This is a genomic window from Flavobacterium sp. I3-2 (assembly GCF_013389595.1).
Taxonomy (GTDB): Bacteria; Bacteroidota; Bacteroidia; order Flavobacteriales; family Flavobacteriaceae; genus Flavobacterium.
On sequence record NZ_CP058306.1, the window covers coordinates 1,942,328 to 1,960,056 of the forward strand.

General features: G+C 30.2%; 15 protein-coding genes. 6 read left to right on the plus strand and 9 right to left on the minus strand.

What is annotated here, in order from left to right:
• Positions 1-17: 17 nt before the first annotated feature.
• From HW119_RS09100 to HW119_RS09110, 3 genes are read right to left on the minus strand one after another with little or no spacing between them, the layout of a single operon-like run.
• A complete protein-coding gene (locus HW119_RS09100; protein WP_177763631.1) occupies positions 18-1,778 on the minus strand; it encodes a DKNYY domain-containing protein in 1,761 nt (586 codons plus the stop codon).
• 42 nt (positions 1,779-1,820) lie between these two features.
• A complete protein-coding gene (locus HW119_RS09105) occupies positions 1,821-3,854 on the minus strand; it encodes a DUF2207 domain-containing protein (RefSeq protein ID WP_177763634.1) in 2,034 nt (677 codons plus the stop codon).
• Between the two features lie 3 nt (positions 3,855-3,857).
• Positions 3,858-4,412 carry a LemA family protein gene (locus tag HW119_RS09110; protein ID WP_177763637.1) on the minus strand — a complete coding sequence of 185 codons (555 nt, stop codon included), beginning with the start codon at positions 4,410-4,412 and terminating at the stop codon, positions 3,858-3,860.
• A gap of 194 nt (positions 4,413-4,606) precedes the next feature.
• On the opposite strand from HW119_RS09110, the gene HW119_RS09115 reads away from it, so the two are divergent.
• Both HW119_RS09115 and HW119_RS09120 read left to right on the plus strand, forming a co-directional pair.
• Positions 4,607-5,758: an ATP-binding cassette domain-containing protein gene (locus HW119_RS09115; RefSeq protein WP_177763640.1), complete on the plus strand. Its 1,152-nt coding sequence runs from the start codon at positions 4,607-4,609 to the stop codon at positions 5,756-5,758.
• 15 nt (positions 5,759-5,773) lie between these two features.
• The gene (locus HW119_RS09120) at positions 5,774-7,609 is read left to right on the plus strand and encodes a hypothetical protein (RefSeq protein WP_177763643.1); all 1,836 of its coding nucleotides are present in this window, start codon (positions 5,774-5,776) and stop codon (positions 7,607-7,609) included.
• A gap of 42 nt (positions 7,610-7,651) precedes the next feature.
• Here HW119_RS09120 and HW119_RS09125 read toward each other — a convergent pair whose 3' ends face one another.
• Positions 7,652-8,788: an MBL fold metallo-hydrolase gene (locus HW119_RS09125; RefSeq protein ID WP_255497847.1), complete on the minus strand. Its 1,137-nt coding sequence runs from the start codon at positions 8,786-8,788 to the stop codon at positions 7,652-7,654.
• A 101-nt stretch (positions 8,789-8,889) separates the two neighbouring features.
• Here HW119_RS09125 and HW119_RS09130 point away from each other — a divergent pair, with 101 nt between their 5' ends.
• The 4 genes from HW119_RS09130 to HW119_RS09150 are packed head-to-tail and all read left to right on the plus strand — an operon-like array spanning position 8,890 to position 11,202.
• Positions 8,890-9,279 carry a hypothetical protein gene (locus HW119_RS09130; RefSeq protein WP_177763646.1) on the plus strand — a complete coding sequence of 130 codons (390 nt, stop codon included), beginning with the start codon at positions 8,890-8,892 and terminating at the stop codon, positions 9,277-9,279.
• A gap of 58 nt (positions 9,280-9,337) precedes the next feature.
• On the plus strand, positions 9,338-9,763 hold the full coding sequence (locus HW119_RS09135; protein WP_177763649.1) for a DUF1801 domain-containing protein: 426 nt from the start codon (positions 9,338-9,340) through the stop codon (positions 9,761-9,763).
• 3 nt (positions 9,764-9,766) lie between these two features.
• A complete protein-coding gene (locus HW119_RS16635; RefSeq protein ID WP_218620345.1) occupies positions 9,767-10,699 on the plus strand; it encodes a DUF1801 domain-containing protein in 933 nt (310 codons plus the stop codon).
• Positions 10,699-11,202 (plus strand): GNAT family N-acetyltransferase, encoded by a 504-nt coding sequence (locus HW119_RS09150; protein ID WP_177763652.1) that lies wholly within the window; start codon positions 10,699-10,701, stop codon positions 11,200-11,202. Before HW119_RS16635 ends, HW119_RS09150 begins: the two co-directional genes overlap by 1 nt.
• Before the next feature lie 711 nt (positions 11,203-11,913).
• Here HW119_RS09150 and HW119_RS09155 read toward each other — a convergent pair.
• From HW119_RS09155 to HW119_RS09175, 5 genes are all read right to left on the minus strand, one after another.
• Entirely contained in the window at positions 11,914-13,482 is a 1,569-nt protein-coding gene (locus HW119_RS09155; RefSeq protein WP_177763655.1) for a M28 family peptidase, read from the minus strand.
• A gap of 72 nt (positions 13,483-13,554) precedes the next feature.
• A complete protein-coding gene (locus tag HW119_RS09160) occupies positions 13,555-14,241 on the minus strand; it encodes a TIGR02117 family protein (RefSeq protein WP_177763658.1) in 687 nt (228 codons plus the stop codon).
• A gap of 68 nt (positions 14,242-14,309) precedes the next feature.
• Positions 14,310-15,566: an ABC transporter permease gene (locus HW119_RS09165; protein WP_255497848.1), complete on the minus strand. Its 1,257-nt coding sequence runs from the start codon at positions 15,564-15,566 to the stop codon at positions 14,310-14,312.
• Positions 15,556-16,722 (minus strand): ABC transporter permease, encoded by a 1,167-nt coding sequence (locus HW119_RS09170; protein ID WP_177763660.1) that lies wholly within the window; start codon positions 16,720-16,722, stop codon positions 15,556-15,558. Before HW119_RS09170 ends, HW119_RS09165 begins: the two co-directional genes overlap by 11 nt.
• A 20-nt stretch (positions 16,723-16,742) precedes the next feature.
• A complete protein-coding gene (locus tag HW119_RS09175; RefSeq protein WP_177763663.1) occupies positions 16,743-17,729 on the minus strand; it encodes an HlyD family secretion protein in 987 nt (328 codons plus the stop codon).

Sequence of the window (17,729 nt, forward strand, 5' to 3'; positions counted from 1 at the left end):
AGCAACTAACTTTATTTTCAGTCATTTAATTTTAATGTCGATTTTATTTTTTTTGAATCAAGTTCAATTTGTAATTCTTGGATGTATTCTATAAAAACTACTTTTGGTGTAGAAAAAATAGTCACTTCAGGTGAATACATATAATTTCTAGACGTTTTTCCATTTTTGGTTTTTATTTTAAAAACGGCATTGGTATATCTATGAGTAATATTACTTTCATTTACTTTAAAAGTAATTTCTTCGATGTCTGTGATTTTGTATTTGGTAAACAACAATGTATTTATTATCAGATAACCATCTTCAAAGAAATATGGTTTAAGAACTTTGTTGCGAAATACAATCAAAATTACAATCAGAATAAATAAAGCAAAACCTAAAATGTAATAAACAGAATTGTAATTATTATTAAACGAAGATTTAGTTTTAGCTTCCGCAATATTTACGCTATCAGGAAGAAAAATTTGATTTGAATGCATTAAATCTAAAACAGCTTGATAATTAATGTCTTCGTTTTTTACAAAATTTAAAACATCTTGACTACTATTAAATTGAAAAATAGGTCCACCGATTAATTGTCCTCGACCTAAATTATCAAAATAATAATATGCATTTTTTGCTTTCCAAATACTACCAGAATTATTGATATTGGCTACCTCAACTAAATCGTTTGCATTAAGATTTTCAACTAAATTTAGATGTGTACTTCTACTATTAAGGCCAGTTCCGCGACCCCAATTTTCTGAACCGATTAGATAATAAACGTTGTTACCTGAAATAATTATATCACCATAAAGCTGTTTAAAATCGTTATTCGGAAAAGGATTATCACTTATTTTTTCTACTTTTTTATTGTATTCGTTATAAAAATAAATTCCGTTTTTTGAAGCAAATAAAACCTGATAAGCATGCTTTAGATTGCTACTAAGTAATTTATACGGAGCGTTTTCTGTTGGAAATAAAACACCATCAGCAACAATATTTCCATTTTTAGCATCGATTAAATAATCATTTCGAGACGGAACATCTCCTTCGATATATAATTCATAAATCGAAGAATTATAATCAATATCTAAAAGCTTATTTTCATAATAAAGATGTTTATTATCAGTAAAATAAGAAGTGCTTTCACGTCGATTATTTTCATAATTGTTATAAATAGGTTTTATAGTTTTCGGATTCGCTTCAGGCATTTCAAGACCTTTAAAATAAACCTTATCAGAAGAAGCTGTTAATCCATTTCCATTTATGCTTTGGTAATTTACATTGTCAGGAAGTTTTACTGAAGGATACCAATAAGTTTGAGGTTTACTACCTAAATTAAGATTGTAAAAAGTTTGTTGAAAAATTTCTTCAAACGTATTTAATGATTGATTTTGTTCACTATTTCTCGAACTGTAATAGGTTACAATTCCATCGGTATAATAATTATTAGCTAAAACTCTCAAATTTTGAGGATTTAAATCTTCTAAAATCACATTACCAGCATATACATTTTTTTCATCTTTACCGATATGTCCGTTCTGAAAACTAGGATTATTTAAAGTTTGAAATGTATTTACAGAAGCATCTTCAACTTTATAATAACCGTTACTTGGTGTTAATGCATAAATTTGGTTATCGTAAATTTGAAAAATACTTTCATTTATATCAATTCCATTTCTATCAATTTCAGAATAATTATTATTCTTAGTAAAGATACCAAAAATGAATAACGTCAGAAAAATTAACGGTGCAAGAATGACGGTATAAAGTAAATATCTATATTTATATAATGTCATTTTTATCTTTTTTTAGTCAATTGTATGTAAAAGCTGTTGCGACTACCAGCCGCCACCGCCACCGCTACCGCCGCCAGATGAACCTCCACCTGACGAACCACTGCTCGAACTTCCGCCTCCAAAACTTCCGCCCGAACTCGAACTTTGTGAAGGTTCTCTTGACGATGAAGTAAACGAATCGGTTAAACTTGTTGCGATTGAAGAACCAAAATAAGCAGCATTAAAACTACTGCCACTGTACCAAGTTGGTTCATAACTTAATGCTGATTCTAAAATTAATTGGTTGAATTTATCTCCCCAAATTTTATCAACTTCAAACATAATAGCGTAAGGCAAGTATTTTTCAAAAATTTCTGGAGTTAATTTCGGAGCATTGAAAAACTTTAATTGTTCGTTTTCTGCTGCTGCCATATACATTTTAAAACCTTCTATTTCTGCTTGAATTCTCAATTTTTCTACAGTAGGTTTTTTAATTAGTTTACGCATAATAAGTAAACCAATTCCGCCAATAAAGAAGAAAGCATAACAAGATTTTAAAGCAATTGTGTTTTCACTGTTAAAAAAAGAAAAGATTAATGTGAAAATTGTTGCTATTGCTTGAAAGAAAATCATCAGTCCGAAAAAAACTTTTAAACAACCAACCATAACTGACTTAGCTTGATTTCTGGTAGCGTAGAAAAATACAACCGGTAAAATTATACTAGCAACTAAAAATTGTGTTAAGTCTGTGATTTGCGAATTTTCGTTTAGAAAATTAGAAATGATGAAGCTAACTAAGAATGCAATAAAATATAATAATGCAGGTTTGGTTAATAACTTGGCATTATTTCCTTCTTTTAAAAGAGGTTCATATTCGTTTTTAATTGCAATTTCATAACCAGATAAAGCTCTTTTTATACTTGGGTCGTAATCTCCATCAATATCGATGGTGTTTTTTTTCTTGAAAAGTTCACGCATCAACGATTTTTCTTCCTCTTTTAAAAAAGATGAATTTTTGTCTCTTAATTTTGTTAATCTAAAACTTTGTGATGAGGATAACCCAAAGAATTTTTTGGTTTTTATTTCTTCGATTAATATAAATTTATGAACAGCCAAATAAGTTAATGTAGCTGTAATTGATTTTTTCTTTATTTTTTCAAAATGATAAAAACCTAAAGCCGCAGGAGATAAATTATCTGGCGGACTAAATTGCGGATGAACTGTTGGTTTTTCAGGGTCGATTCCGTGTGTTTTCCAAAGGTTATAACAAACATAACTTAAATAAATAAACACAATAATTAACAATGCAGTTATTCCATAAACTTCTAGAAAACCTGGTGGTGGTGGAGGTTGAACAATTCCTTTTTTAAATCCGACAGCGACGGTTAAACCTTCACTTGAATTTAAATTTTGTGCGTGCCAAACCATTGTAGTATTATCAATTTTTTGACTGCTGCAATTCTGTTCATTACTTCCAAAACTTCCAGTATAACAAGCGTTTTGAATAATATCTGCACCATTTGGTAAGTGCACAGTTACTTCTACATTATCAATCGAAAAGTCCCATTCGGTTCCCGTAGCATTCCAATACAATTCGTCATAATCTGTAAAGAAACCGATTTGTTTTTTTACGCTGTATTTAATTTCATAAGTATAAATACCAGGGTCTAGAATTACATCTTCTTTTCCGATGTAAATCTTTAACCATTCATCACTTTTTTCGGTAAGATAACCATCTTTTACACCATCTCTTTTTATCGAAATAATGTTGTGCTTAACAGGAAAAGTTTGGTTATTAAGATTTCGTTTAATTGGTAAAGTTCGGTAAATACCACGACTGATGTTATTTCCTTTACTATTAACTTTTATGGTTTCTGTAACTTCTAAACTTGAATCTGTATTTACAATTACGTCAACTTGATATGCAAGAATTTTTTCGTAATCGTAATAATTATCATTTTTTTCAAAATACAAATCAGAGTCTTCTGTTGTAGTTTCTTCAGATTTCACTTGAATTACGTTATCTACATTTTCTCTATTTTGTCCAAAAGAAATGAAGGATAAAATGAATATTAAAAAACAAAGTAGTTTTTTCATTGATTAAAATTTTACTTGTGGTGTGGTTTTTTCTTCTTGATTTTCGATTTCGAAGAATTTTGATTTTTGAAATCCGTACATATTAGCAATCATATTATTCGGAAATATTTCAATTTTAATGTTGTATTCTCGAACAGTTCCGTTATAATATCGTCTTGATTTTTCGATGTCTGTTTCGATGTCTGTTAAATCAGATTGAAGTTGTTGAAAATTTGTATTTGCTTTTAAATCCGGATAATTTTCAGAAAGTGCAAACAAATTCATCATCGCATGATTTAAAGTTTGTTCTGCAATTTGTTTGTGTTCTACATCTTTTGTATTAACAGCTTGATTTCTAGCTTCGATAACATTTTGCAGTGTTTCTTTTTCATGCGTTGCATATCCTTTAACTGTTTCGACTAAATTCGGAATCAAATCGTAACGTTTTTTTAGCATCACATCAATCACACTCCAAGCTTCTTCAACTAAATTTCTATTTTTTATTAATGCGTTATAAATTGAAATTGCATATAAAATTAGTATTGCCAACGGTATAAATAAGTATAATAATACAGCCATAATTTTAAAATTGTGAGTTTTGTTATTTGTTTCTTTTTATTTGTGTTAATTTTTTATGTAAATATACTTAATTATAATAAAATGTTTATTTAGTATTGCTTTATTTGTTAAAGCTATGTTCGAAATAATTTACGTATTTATAGTTGATTTAGAATTAAATGTCTATTTTTATTTCTTAAAAAATAAAATCACTTATGAATTTACATCAAATAAGAGTTAAAGAAGTTTATAGCTTTTTAGACAATAAAGACATTCTTTTGGGATTTCGAAAGCTGTTAGATTGTGCTATGGATACGCAAAATATGTCGATTTATCAAGAAGCAATTAATCTTACAGATTGGAAAGAAAATAATCCGAATGAAATTGATGAATTAATCGTACGTTCAAAAAAAGTTTTAGAAAAAATCAATCAAATTGAAGTTGTTGAAACTTCGCGAGAAATATCTGTTCTTGAAGCTCAAGATATTTGTAAAACCTACGGATTTTCTAAATTCGCTTTAGGACCAGTTTCTGTTCAAATTAAAAAAGGACAAGTTTATGGATTGGTTGGCGAAAACGGAAACGGAAAAACAACTTTACTACGAATTTTAGCTAAAGAAATTTCATTTAATCAAGGCAATTTAAAATTCAGTTTTAGTGCAGAAGCTAAAAGCGATTACGATTTACGAACACGTTTGATTTATATTCCACAACGAACTGAACGTTGGTACGGAAGTTTAAAAGATAATTTAAAATTTGTTTTAGCAAATTATGGCGAAAAACCATCAGAAATTGAAACACGCGTTTTAATGATGATTGCTCGTTTAGGACTTTGGAAATACAAACATTTGCAATGGAACGAATTATCTTCAGGTTACAAAATGCGTTTTGAATTGGCTCGAACTTTACTACGAAAACCCGAAATTTTATTGTTAGATGAACCTTTGGCGAATTTAGATGTTCTTGCGCAACAAGTTATTCTCGAAGATTTAAAGGCAATTTCCAATTCGGTTAACAACCCGATTGCTTTGATATTAAGTTCGCAACAATTATATGAAGTCGAAAAGATGTCTGATAAAGTTATCTTTTTGAAGAATGGTCGTTATAAAGATAATTTAGAAGAAGAAGTTCAACTACAAAATGATTTAATTATTGAAATCGATAGTTCCGTTTCGCGTGAAATTCTTCAAGAAGTATTTGCAGAAGTTGGTTTACTAAAAATGGTTTACAATGGCGGAATTTACGTTGTGTATTTTAGCAATGAAGTTCAATTTAGTGATGTGCTGTTTTTGTTAGGAAAAGCTAAAGTTCCGTTGACATACATCCGTAATATTTCTGCTTCGACACGTCGATTCTTTATGAACTAATTAAAGCACTTAATCATGAATATTTTTTCAAAAATTAATCAAAACTTATTAGAACGTTATCCATCAATTTGGAACACAAAAATTGTTTGGATTTTATCAATAGCATTTTGCGTTCATCTTTTATTTTTCGTAATTGGATTGTTATCTCATTCAAATCCAACAAGTTTGCAGAATTATTATGTGCTTGACGATTATTTCAATAATGGTTTGGTTTTGGCCAATATTGTAATTTCTATTTTATTACTCGTTGGATGGCTGGTTTATATGTTTAAGAACAATTCATTTAAGAATTTTTATCCAACATCAAGCTTGCATTTATTTGGGCAATTTTTTCAATATTTTATAATTGTTTTATTTAGTACGACATTTTATTATTCATATATGTTTGGTTTTCAGACTTATGTTAATGTAAAATATGACGATGCTAAAATGATTAAGCAAATTGATTTAGTAAATAAAGTTTATCCATTTCTTACTTTTGAACCAAGTACCTATTTAGTTACCAATAAGCAATATCCAGAAGCTTTTTCAGAATTATATTGCGAAACGGATCCTAACAAAATTGATACTTCAAAAAAATATTATACCTATTATAATTCCTTTTATCAGTTTTATGATTTGTATTCAATAACTGTAACAGAGCGCGATAGTTTAAATAGATTTATTTATCCAAAACGAGAAGAGTTAAATGCAATACCGCTAGCATATACAAACGAACAAGAAAAAAAATGTATTTTTTATTTTAAGAAGAATGTTGCAGATGTTTCTGAGTTTATAAAAAATGCAAATATGAATTACGGGAACTTTTCAGATGTATTATATATTTTTGGTTCAGGTAAAGGAACAAGTTACGGACATAGTAATTATTACGATTATCCAGAAGCTGAAAAAGAAGTTGATAAATCAATTGGAATTCAACAAAACAAACAAATTGTTGAACTTCTGAAACGCAACAATAAGCAAGAATTTAAAAAATTATTTAGCGAATTTTTAGCACTTTCAGATGAATACCAAATCAAGCATAATTTAACCGATGAGGTTTGGTTAAAATTAGTTTTCGAATCTCCAAATTTCGATGTTCAAAAATTCATTCTAAAAAATAAACCAATAGTAAATGGTAACTACGATTATCCAACTTATTATGAAGATGAATATGGCGAAGTAGCTGTTGCAGTAGCAGATGTTTCTTATGGAGAAGGTAACACAGCTGAAGACCCTTTGGTTACCGAAAGACGAGAATTTATTAGAAAGGCAACAACTAAAAATTATTATGAAATTGAAAATTTGAAGTCGCTTTTAGCCAATGTTGATGAAGTAAAAGATAGTAATTTTTTCATGGAATCTATTGCTATATTTTTATGGATTTCATTCGCATTTAGCACTTTAATCTTTAGTTTCAGAGTAACAAATTTGCGAGCATTGCTTTTTGGTATTATTTCGGCTGGAGTTGTTAGTTTAGTTTCTTCTATCATTTTTGTTGGAATCGCGTTCTTTTTACAAGAAAAAATTATTTTCTTAGTAAGTTATTATGGACTTTTAATAAGTTCATTAATTATATTTATTCCGGTTTTTGCGCCTAATTTTGGCTCTAAACTTTTCCGTTCAATTTTGATTAATATTAGCGTAAATGGATTTGTTTTCTATGTGTTTTTAATTTTAGGAATTATAAGTTTTCATCAAGAAGAAGCCTGTGATAAGCTGAATCGAATAAATCATAATTATATTCCGTGCGATACTATTTTAGAAACATTAGATATTCAAGGAACCAGTTTGGTTATGTTGATTTCAGGTTTTATTTTCATTTTCTTATATTCAAGTGTAATTAAAAAATGGAAAGCTTCACCAGAATAAATCTATAAAAGCAAAAATGCCTTCAAATTCTGAAGGCATTTTTTATTCAACTGTTTTCCACCAATAATCAAATTTTTGATTTGGATTATTTAAATCAATTAAACTTCCAATTTTTGGAGTAATAATCGGAACCACAAAAGCAGCATCGTTTAAAGTTGTAATTTTTTCTAATGGTTCTTTCCAAGCATGATTAGCCAATTTAAATTTTGCCGAATGTACCGGAAACAAACGTTTAGCTTGTAAATCTTTTGATGCTTTTAAAACTTCATCGGGTTGCATGTGAATGTATTTCCATTTGTAATCGTACTGACCGTTTTCCAAAATAACCAAATCAAACGGACCGTATTTTTCTCCAATTTCTTTAAAGTGAAAATCGTAACCGCTATCGCCACCCAAATACAAATTAAAATTTTTAGTTTTTAAAACATAAGACGTCCAAAGCGATTGATTTCTTTTAAATCCACGACCAGAAAAATGACGTGCTGGTGTAAACATAATTAAAGTTTCTGCATCGATTTCGTAGTTTTCATACCAATCTTTTTCAATGATTTTTGATGCATCAAATCCCCAAAATTCAAAATGTTCACCAACACCTAACGGACAAACTATTTGTTTTACTTTCGATTTGATATTTTTGATTGTTGTATAATCTAAATGGTCGTAATGATCGTGTGTAATCAATAAAAAATCAATTTCGGGTAAATCTTCAAAAGTATAATTTGTAGCTCCTTTAAATGCATTATTTGTTCCGTAAATCGGAGACGCATTTTCGGTTAAAACGGGGTCGATTAAATATTTTTTACCATCAATCTGCATAAAATAAGACGAATGTCCAAACCAAACGATAAAATTTTCAGTAGTATCTCTGTCGATAAGATTTGTTTTTTCTGATGGAATGGAATCTAATGGAATCGCATGTTCTGCTTTATTAAAAAGCATATCTTTAAAAATATCTGTGTACGAAACACCTTCTGTTAAATCTGGAGTTTCAGATAAATTTTGAAATTTACCATCGCTATAATTTTCAGAATTTTCAACTTTTTTAAGTCGATCTCTACTTGGCGTTTTTCCAAACAGCGGATGTTGTAAGAATACAACTGTTCCAATTGTTAACCCAACAATTAGAAATAAAAATATATAAAGCATTTTTCGAATTCTTTTTCTAGTTTTTTGTTTCATTTTTGATTTAAATGGGCTTGGTAAAAATACGGTTTTACTTCTTAAATTTATATTAATGTTTTTGGAATGGCTTTTGATATTTTTTTGAAAAATCGATAAACATGAAAACAGTTATTTCAACCCTATTTTTACTTTTAGTTGTACTGACAACTCAAGCTCAAGAAGTAAATCAAATTCCAATAAAACAAATTCCTGCAAAGTATATTCAAATTCAAATCATTCCGAGAACATTGTTTGAAAAAGCTTACGTTTCTGTAGATTATGGACAATTAGAAGAAAGATTTTCTAACAAGGAATTTAAAAATAAAACCATGTTAAAACGAGATAATTCGGAAATGGAATTTTTCTCATATCTAGCGCTTTTGAATTTTTTTTACGATAATGGATTCAAACTAATTGAAAGTTATCAAGATATTTCAACAAATGTCGACCATGAAGTAACCGCAAATTCAAGAAAATATTTGTTAGAGAATTTGAATTATCAAAATTAAAGAGTATTTCTAAAATCCAATTAAATTCCTTTTATTTACAACATCAAAAAACATTGTTATGGCAAAAAATAAAACGGTTTTTACAGATGAAAGCGTAATCGAATTTATCGAAAAATTAGAAAACGAAACTAAAAAATCAGATTCATATCAATTGATTCATTTAATGTCTGAAATCACAGGTCAAGAACCAAAAATGTGGGGACCATCGATTATTGGTTTCGGACAATATCATTATAAATATGCAAGCGGTCACGAAGGCGATGCGCCTGTTTTAGGTTTTTCGCCACGAAAAGCAGCTATTTCTTTATATGTTTTTTCGGGTGCCGAAGAACATCTACCAACGGTCGAAAAATTAGGAAAATTCACGATGGGAAAAGCTTGTATTTATGTCAAAAAAATGAGCGATATCGATCTAGAAGTTTTAAATGAATTGATGCAACAATCTATCGATTTTGTATCGGAAAAGTATGAACGAATTTCTTAAAATATGAGTGCTTTTTTTACTATTGACGAATATATTTTGCAGTTCGATTCTGATAAACAAAATGTATTAAATGTGGTTCGTGACGCAATTTGTGAGGCTGCTCCCGAAGCAACAGAAACCATTAATTACAATATGCCAACGTTTCGTTTTAATGGAAATCTGATTCATTTTGCAATGTATAAAAACCATTTAGGAATTTATCCCGGACCCGAAACTATTGAAGCTTTTGCAGAAAAATTAACAGATTACAAAACTTCAAAAGGTGCCATTCAACTTCCTTTGGATGAAGAAATCAATGTGCAATTGATTCAGGAATTGGTTTTATACAATTTAGAAAAATTAAAAGATAAACAAGTTCCTGATTGGAAAAAACATCACAACAAATGGAGCGATGCCATTGAAATCATGGAACAAATCATTGCCCAAACACCATTAGATAAAACCTTTAAATGGGGTGGAGATGTGTATGTTTTTGACGGTAAAAATGTGATTTCGTATGCAGGTTTTAAAAATCATTTTGCGTTGTGGTTTTTTCAAGGCGTTTATTTGCAAGACGAGGCTAAAGTTTTAATCGCGGCTTCTGAAGGAAGAACGCATGCGCAACGTCAATGGCGATTTACGGATGCAAATCAAATGGATGAAGTTTTGATTTTGAAATACATAAATGAAGCCATTCAATTAGTTAAAAACGGAATCGAATTTAAACCAGTTAAAGCGCCACCAAAAGTAGCTTCAGGATTATTTGCAGAAGCACTTTCCAGCAATAAAAATTTGAATGATGCTTTTTATAAATTATCAATTAGTAAACAAAACGAATACATTATTTATATAGATGATGCCAAACAAGAAAAGACCAAAATTTCGCGTATCGAGAAAATAACGTCAATGATTTTGGAAGCTAAAGGTTTAAACGATAAATATCAGAAGAAAAAATAATGTCAGATTTAAGATATCGCAATGCAACTTTAAATGATTTACCTAAAATCGTAGATATTTATAATTCAACCATTGCAACTCGAATGGTTACTGCCGATACGGATCCTGTTTCGATCGAAGATAAAAGACAATGGTTTGATGAACATTCAAATGATTTTCGTCCGCTTTGGATGGTTGAAAACGAAAGGAATGAAGTGGTTGGTTGGGTAAGTTTTCAATCGTTTTATGGACGTCCTGCTTACAACGGAACTGCAGAAATAAGTATTTATTTAGATGAGAATTTTAGAGGAAATGGTTTCGGAAAACAAATTCTAAATTATAGTTTACAACAAGCATCAACGTTTGGAATCAAAGATGTTTTGGCTTTTATTTTTGCACATAACCAACCAAGTTTAAAATTATTTGAAAAGTTTGGATTTGAAGTTTGGGGTAATTTCCCGAACATCGCAGTTTTAGATAACATCGAACGAACATTGATTATTTTAGGAAAGCGAATTGTATAACTAGGTATAAAGCTGACTTTAATGCTTTTAAATTTTCAATAGATAATTAAAATTTTTAAATTTAAAGTTCTATAAATGAATAGTATTGTATTTACATTTGAAGCCAAACTCTTTTAAAGAATTCTCTTAAATGTAACTGAAACAATTTATTAAAATCGCTTTCAAGAAATGCCTTTAGAATATATGAATATTCATTAAGAATTATAAAAATGAAATTATTAAATTTTATTAAAAATTTTTGGTTAGATTTTTTTGCTTCATTTCATCAGAGATTGATGAAAAATGCTGAATATGAAACCCCATTTAGTACATTATTTCATATATCATTCATTCAAGCGATTAATTTTAATACATTTTTTGTGTTTATATTACATTTTTTATTTAAAATTGAGCTGAACATTTTAATATTATGTATTCCTATATTTGTAACATTATTTATTAATAGTTTTTTCTTTTACAAAGTTTTAAATTCTCATCAAAGAACTGAATTATTACAACGTAAGTCTAAATACAAAAGATGGGTTTACGATTTTTATAGTATTTCTTCGATGCTGATTTTTATTCTACCTGCACTTATAATTTCCAAATTTTGATGTAACAAATTTTTATAAAATCATATATATAAGGTTTTGTAAATTTTCTTAACTTGTTTTTAATAAAACGAATTATAAATAATACAAAAGCCTTTAGAAATGTCTAAAGGCTTTTGTATTATTTATAATCTCCGCTTCTGTTTGGACTTTTTGGTTTAGGCCATTCTTGCGTTTTACCATCTTTATCTAAAGGCATTACACGTTTTTCTTTCGAAATTTCTTCATCGTCTTGTGCTGCTTGATACGTTAAAATAGCTGTTAAAATAACGTTTCGTTTTATTTCATTAAACAAAATCTTATCATAACTATCTCGGTTGGTGTGCCAAGTATATCCGCCGTACCCCCAATTTTGCGAACCTAAATTAAATGCAGGAACTCCGTAGGGAATAAATGCAGCATTATCAGTTCCGCCTGTTCCTGGAGTACCTGGAAATGTTGTTTTGATATCTTTTGTAATATCTGAAGGAACATTATCTAACCAACGACCTAAATAATTATATGAATCGATGAAACCTTGTCCCGTTAAATTTACAATTCTTCCAGTTCCAGAATCTTGATTGAAAGAAACCACCGTGTTTTGCATAATTTCCACATTGTCTTCAGCAAAAGCACGAGAACCGTTTAAACCTTGTTCTTCAGAATCCCAATGTCCGATGATAATGGTACGTTTTGGATTAGGTAAAATTTCTTTTAGAATTCGAGCCGTTTCCATCATGATAATAGTTCCAGTTCCGTTATCGGTAGCTCCTTGCGAACCATCCCACGAATCTAAATGTGCAGAAAGTAACACATATTCGTTTGGTTTTTCTGTTCCGCGAATGGTTGCAATGGTATTGAAAGTTTCGGTTTTACCTAAATCTTTAGATTGAATGTTGATTTTCATTTTCGGTTGTTTTCCTTTTGAAGCCAATCGATACAACATTCCGTAATCTTCAAGCGCCACATCAACCATCGGGATTTTATTTGTTTTGGCACTAAAAATTCTGTTGGCACCTAATTCACCAGACCAAAAAGAAGAAACGATTCCTGCAGCTCCAGCATTTTCTAAAGCTTCGATTAACTGATTCACTGTATAACCAGTTAATTTTAAATTAGCATTATATTCTTCTAAGGCTGTAGCTTTTTCTTGTTTAATTATTTCATAATCTTCCGGAAGCGAATGCTCTTTTAATTGGCTATCGGGTCTTCCGTATTTTTGATACATTGAAACTAAAACAATTTTACCTTTTACCGTTTTTAACCAATTTGTAAAATCGGTTTTATCTTTAAATATCGGAATTGCAATTACTTCTGCTTCTACTGGTTTTTTGGTTGCGACGTTCCAAGCTAATTGTGTTCCTTCCAACGATTTTAATCTTGGATAAGTCATTTCAAGTTGCGAAGTTCCACGTTGCCAACTTTTCCATTGACCGTAAGGTTGAACTTCGGTTTCAATTCCCCAATTTTTGTAATTATCAATCACCCAATTACTAGCTTGTTTCATTTCTGGCGAACCGACTAAACGCGGTCCAATAACATCTAATAATTCGAATGCCATATTTTCTAATTGCGATTCGTTATTCGCTTTTTCAATAATATCTACCACATATTGAGGTGCATTTTCTTGTGCTACAACTACTTGTGCTTGCGATGAAAAAGATAATGCAAAAGCAGTTAATAAACTTATTTTTTGAGTTGATTTAAACATTTTGATTTTTTTTCTAAACTAATATTTTTTTTAGATTTTTTATCTAAATACCAAAAATAATTATTAAGATTTTTAGTTTGTAGAATGTTGATAAAGTATGCCTTTATCAAACGCAACCCATTTACTAGCTTTGATTCCTGCAGATTTTAAAGCGTCATTTGTCCAAGAATTACAAGTAAAGAAAATAGAGTAGGAGCGATGAGCTTCATAGAAGGCGTCGTTTTGTCCGTATTGCGCTGAGGTTTCGATAAGTTGAGGTTTTGAATCGCTTCCCAATTCAATACTATTTTCAACATAATCAATCAATGCTACATATTGTTTTTCTGAAATTTGAATACTTTTTGTTGTTTCATCTAAATGGATTGCATTACAATAGGTAACATGTAGCGCCGTTTCGCCAATTCCGGTTGCGGCAACAAAAGCTGTCGATACTTTTAAGTCTTTCCATTCGGGAGTGTTCAGGTAAAATCCTTTGTCGCCCCAACCAATCGCAATGTATTTGAAATTTTCTTTTTTACCTAAAGTATTTTCAAACGGAAAAATAGTTGACCAATCCATAAATTCGTTTTTTGTAGGAAAAACTAAATCGGTATGAACACCGTTGCTCATCACATACATCGTTATATTTTTGGGTTCTGAATTTTCAGATTCATTAACAGAAATTCTAGATAAGATGCGTTCTGTTAGCAAATAAACCAATACCAAAGCGATTATTGTAAGGATGGTGTAAACGATGAATTTGAATATTTTTTTTAGCATTTTTTGATTAAAGATACACATTTAACAAAAAAGACAGCTAAATGAATAACTGTCTTTTTGAAATGTTTTTATTTATTTGTTAAGCTGTCGGCATTTTCTTCTGCTAACTCTTCTGATTTTGTAGGTATTTTACTTGGAACTAAACCGTAAATAAATCTTCGATTGGTCCAAACGGCAATAATGAAATAGAAAATACAAATTAACCACATTTGAATGAAAATTTCTTTGATTTCTACGAGTGAAGCACCAGCTTGAGTTAGTGATAAAAATCCTTTAACTCCGATGGTACTTGGGAAGAAGAATCCCATCACTTTTATCCAAAGCGGAAAAGCAACAATTGGATATGAAACACCTCCCATCATTAACGCAGGAATCGAAAATACGGTTAGTAACATAATGGTATCTTCTCGGTTTCGGAAAATATTCATCAAACATTGTCCTAAAAATGTAATCGATAAAACTACTGGAATTAAAAAGACGATAACTTCAAATAGATTTCCTCGTTGCGGAATCGTGAAAATATGAAAGACAACTAAAATTCCTAATAATAATAAAAGCATTGAAATAACTAAATACGGAAGCGCTCGTCCAATGGTCATAAAGATATATCCAAAGCGACGTTTCGCCATCGCAAAATGCGTCGTAAAAGTATCTGTTTCTCTTAAAGTTCCGTATAATACACCCATTCCGGTTAATTGAAGCGTTTGTAATGCAATAATTAAAACTACTGGAATTAAGAAAATGGCATATCCTTCTTCTAAATTATAAAGTGGATTTGCAATGATATTAAATGGTTTGCTCGATGCTTCGGCTTGCTTCATCGGCACGCCACTCATCATGGTTTGTTTTAATTGCAATTCACCAGTAAAAGCACCGAGTGCATTGGTAACAGCCTGAAGTGTTTTATCGTAATATAACATGTACGAAGCATCACTATAAATTGCTATTGAAGCATCGCCGCCATTTTTTTGAAGCTGTTTAGAAAAGTCTTTTGGAATTAAAATTATTCCGTTTACTTTTCCTTCTTCAAATAATTTTCGACCCTCATCTAAACTGGTTGCATCGTAAGTAATTTCTAACGATTCGGTTTCGTTAATCATTCTACGAATTTGATGTGAAATCGTTGTTTGGTCGTTATCTACGTAAGCAACTGGTAAATTCGTAAAAATTTCGGGACTGTAAACAAACGTATAGAAAAAATAAACCAACGTTACGAATAAAATATATATTTCGATTACAGCCGAATCTTTAAAAATTAGTTCTTTTTCTTTTTTTGCAGTTTCAAAAATTATGGCAAAAGAATTGATTATTTTTTTAAGCATCATAACCTCCTTTCTTTAATTTTTTCTGATATAACGGAATTCCAATCACACCCAAAATAGCGAAAATAGCAAAGCCAACTAAATACCATTTTTGGGCATCGTTAAAGGCAATTCCTCTGATTGCATAATCAACAATAAATCGCATATACGAAGTGAACGGGAAAATGTAACATAAATACTGAATAAAAGTGCTCATTCCTAAAGCCGGAAAAGTATAACCCGCAAATGAAAAAGCAAGAGCAGCATAATCTCCACCGATGGTCAAAGCTGTTCTAAAACTTGTTGTAATCGATGCGATGAATAATCCGACACTTTGTAATACAATTACAAATGCAAAGAAAATTATATTTACTCCGACAAAACTTCCTTTTAAAGGTGTACCGATTTTATAATACAATAAAGCATTCATCAAAAAACCAAGCGCACAGAAAATAATGGTATAAGGCAAAATTTTTCCGAAAATAACAGCATAAACATTATTATTTGCATTTTCTAAAACTTGATTTTTTTTGCGATATTTTAATTCTAATCCAAAAGTGTAAACAGCCATAATCATTACCATAATTTGCAATGCCATGGGCATAAATGCAATATTTAAGTAATAATTATAACTTGTGTAAGGATTGTATAAAACATGTAAATCTGTATTTATAGGTAAGATAGATGATAAAGCTTGGTCTTGTGATAAGCCTTTTTGCTCTAAAGTTTCTAATACCACACCTGCCATAAAAGTTTGTGCTACAGTTTGAAAATCTTTCAATATGATGGCACCCGATAATAAATATTGTCCATTATAGTAACAAGAAACAGTTGTGTAATTTCCTTTAAAAATATTTTTCTGGAAATTTTTAGGAATGATGATTAAAGCATAAGCATCGTTTTTACGAACTAAGCTTTCACCTTCAAGTTCACTATTAACATAATAGGCTAAATCTATCGTTGCCGAAGATTCTAACATCAAACCTAATTGTCTTGAAATAGGTGTTTTATCTTGGTCTAAAATGGCTACAGGTAATTTTGTAGGAACGCCTTGTTCCATCAAAGAAGTGTAATAGGCAAAAATAAAAAGTGGCACCCCAAATAAAATCACTAATAAGCGAGGTGTACTAAATATTCGAACCCATTCTTCTAAAAATATTTTATAAAAGTTTTTTTTCACAACCTGTAAACTATAAGTTTTTATTTTAAATCTGCTTCGTCAACTAAAGCACTCATTCCAGGTCTTAAACCTTCAACTTTATTTACGGGATAAGCTTTGATAAGAAAAGTTCTCATATCAAAATCACCTTGAGATTTTGTAGCGTTCCAAGTAGCAAAATCACCTTGAGCAGCTACATAACGAACTTCTAACATGATTTTTTGATTATTTAAACCAGGAATAATTGCTTCGAATTTAGTTCCGTTTTTAAATTTAGCTAACATGGTTTCTTTGATATTAAAATAAACCCAAATATCATCTACATCTATTAAGTTGATAATTGGATAACCCATATTGATAATTTCTCCACCATTTGGCATAATAGTTAAAATCTCACCACGACGAGGAGCTCTTACATGACCTTCTTCTTTTAAAAGTTCGATGGTCTTAACTGCACCACTTGCTTGTGTAACCTGAGCTTGAGCAACTTTTTTATCTTCAACTCTAGCGCCACTTTTTACCATTTCGTAGTTTGCTTTTGCTGCGCTTTCTGCATTAATTGCAACTTGATATTGTGTGTATGCTTCGTCTCTTTTTTGCGCTGCAATAACTTTATCTTTATATAAATTATCTAAACGAGTATATGTTTTTTGAGCTAATTCTTTAGCAGCTTTTGCTTGTTGCCAAATGTTGTACATCGCTAAAACTTCTTGAGCTCTTGCACCAGCGTCAACTTTTTGATTTACTGCTTCTGCAGCTGTTTTTACGGATTCTACTTGCGATAATTGCGAATCAATTTCTGGAGTACCAATAATGGCAAGTACTTGGTTAATTTCAACAAAGTCACCTTCTTTTACTAAGATTGAATCGATTCGTCCAGGGATTTTTGAAGCTACGTTAATTTGTTTTGCTTCAACTTGACCTTGTAAATACGATACAGATGGAGCGCTCATATACCAAAGAGCAACACCTAAAATTACAAGGATTACAAAAACTCCTAATACAGCATTTATTATTTTATTTTTCAT

What these genes read in the sequence shown, in the direction of transcription:
- HW119_RS09175 (WP_177763663.1), bottom strand. Translation starts at nt 17,729, where the DNA reads ATGAAAAATAAAATAATAAATGCTGTATTAGGAGTTTTTGTAATCCTT.
- HW119_RS16635 (WP_218620345.1), top strand. Translation starts at nt 9,767, where the DNA reads ATGAGTGCTTTTTTTACTATTGACGAATATATTTTGCAGTTCGATTCT.
- HW119_RS09125 (WP_255497847.1), bottom strand. Translation starts at nt 8,788, where the DNA reads ATGAAACAAAAAACTAGAAAAAGAATTCGAAAAATGCTTTATATATTT.
- HW119_RS09130 (WP_177763646.1), top strand. Translation starts at nt 8,890, where the DNA reads ATGAAAACAGTTATTTCAACCCTATTTTTACTTTTAGTTGTACTGACA.
- HW119_RS09105 (WP_177763634.1), bottom strand. Translation starts at nt 3,854, where the DNA reads ATGAAAAAACTACTTTGTTTTTTAATATTCATTTTATCCTTCATTTCT.
- HW119_RS09110 (WP_177763637.1), bottom strand. Translation starts at nt 4,412, where the DNA reads ATGGCTGTATTATTATACTTATTTATACCGTTGGCAATACTAATTTTA.
- HW119_RS09115 (WP_177763640.1), top strand. Translation starts at nt 4,607, where the DNA reads ATGAATTTACATCAAATAAGAGTTAAAGAAGTTTATAGCTTTTTAGAC.
- HW119_RS09155 (WP_177763655.1), bottom strand. Translation starts at nt 13,482, where the DNA reads ATGTTTAAATCAACTCAAAAAATAAGTTTATTAACTGCTTTTGCATTA.
- HW119_RS09120 (WP_177763643.1), top strand. Translation starts at nt 5,774, where the DNA reads ATGAATATTTTTTCAAAAATTAATCAAAACTTATTAGAACGTTATCCA.
- HW119_RS09100 (WP_177763631.1), bottom strand. Translation starts at nt 1,778, where the DNA reads ATGACATTATATAAATATAGATATTTACTTTATACCGTCATTCTTGCA.
- HW119_RS09135 (WP_177763649.1), top strand. Translation starts at nt 9,338, where the DNA reads ATGGCAAAAAATAAAACGGTTTTTACAGATGAAAGCGTAATCGAATTT.
- HW119_RS09165 (WP_255497848.1), bottom strand. Translation starts at nt 15,566, where the DNA reads ATGATGCTTAAAAAAATAATCAATTCTTTTGCCATAATTTTTGAAACT.
- HW119_RS09160 (WP_177763658.1), bottom strand. Translation starts at nt 14,241, where the DNA reads ATGCTAAAAAAAATATTCAAATTCATCGTTTACACCATCCTTACAATA.
- HW119_RS09150 (WP_177763652.1), top strand. Translation starts at nt 10,699, where the DNA reads ATGTCAGATTTAAGATATCGCAATGCAACTTTAAATGATTTACCTAAA.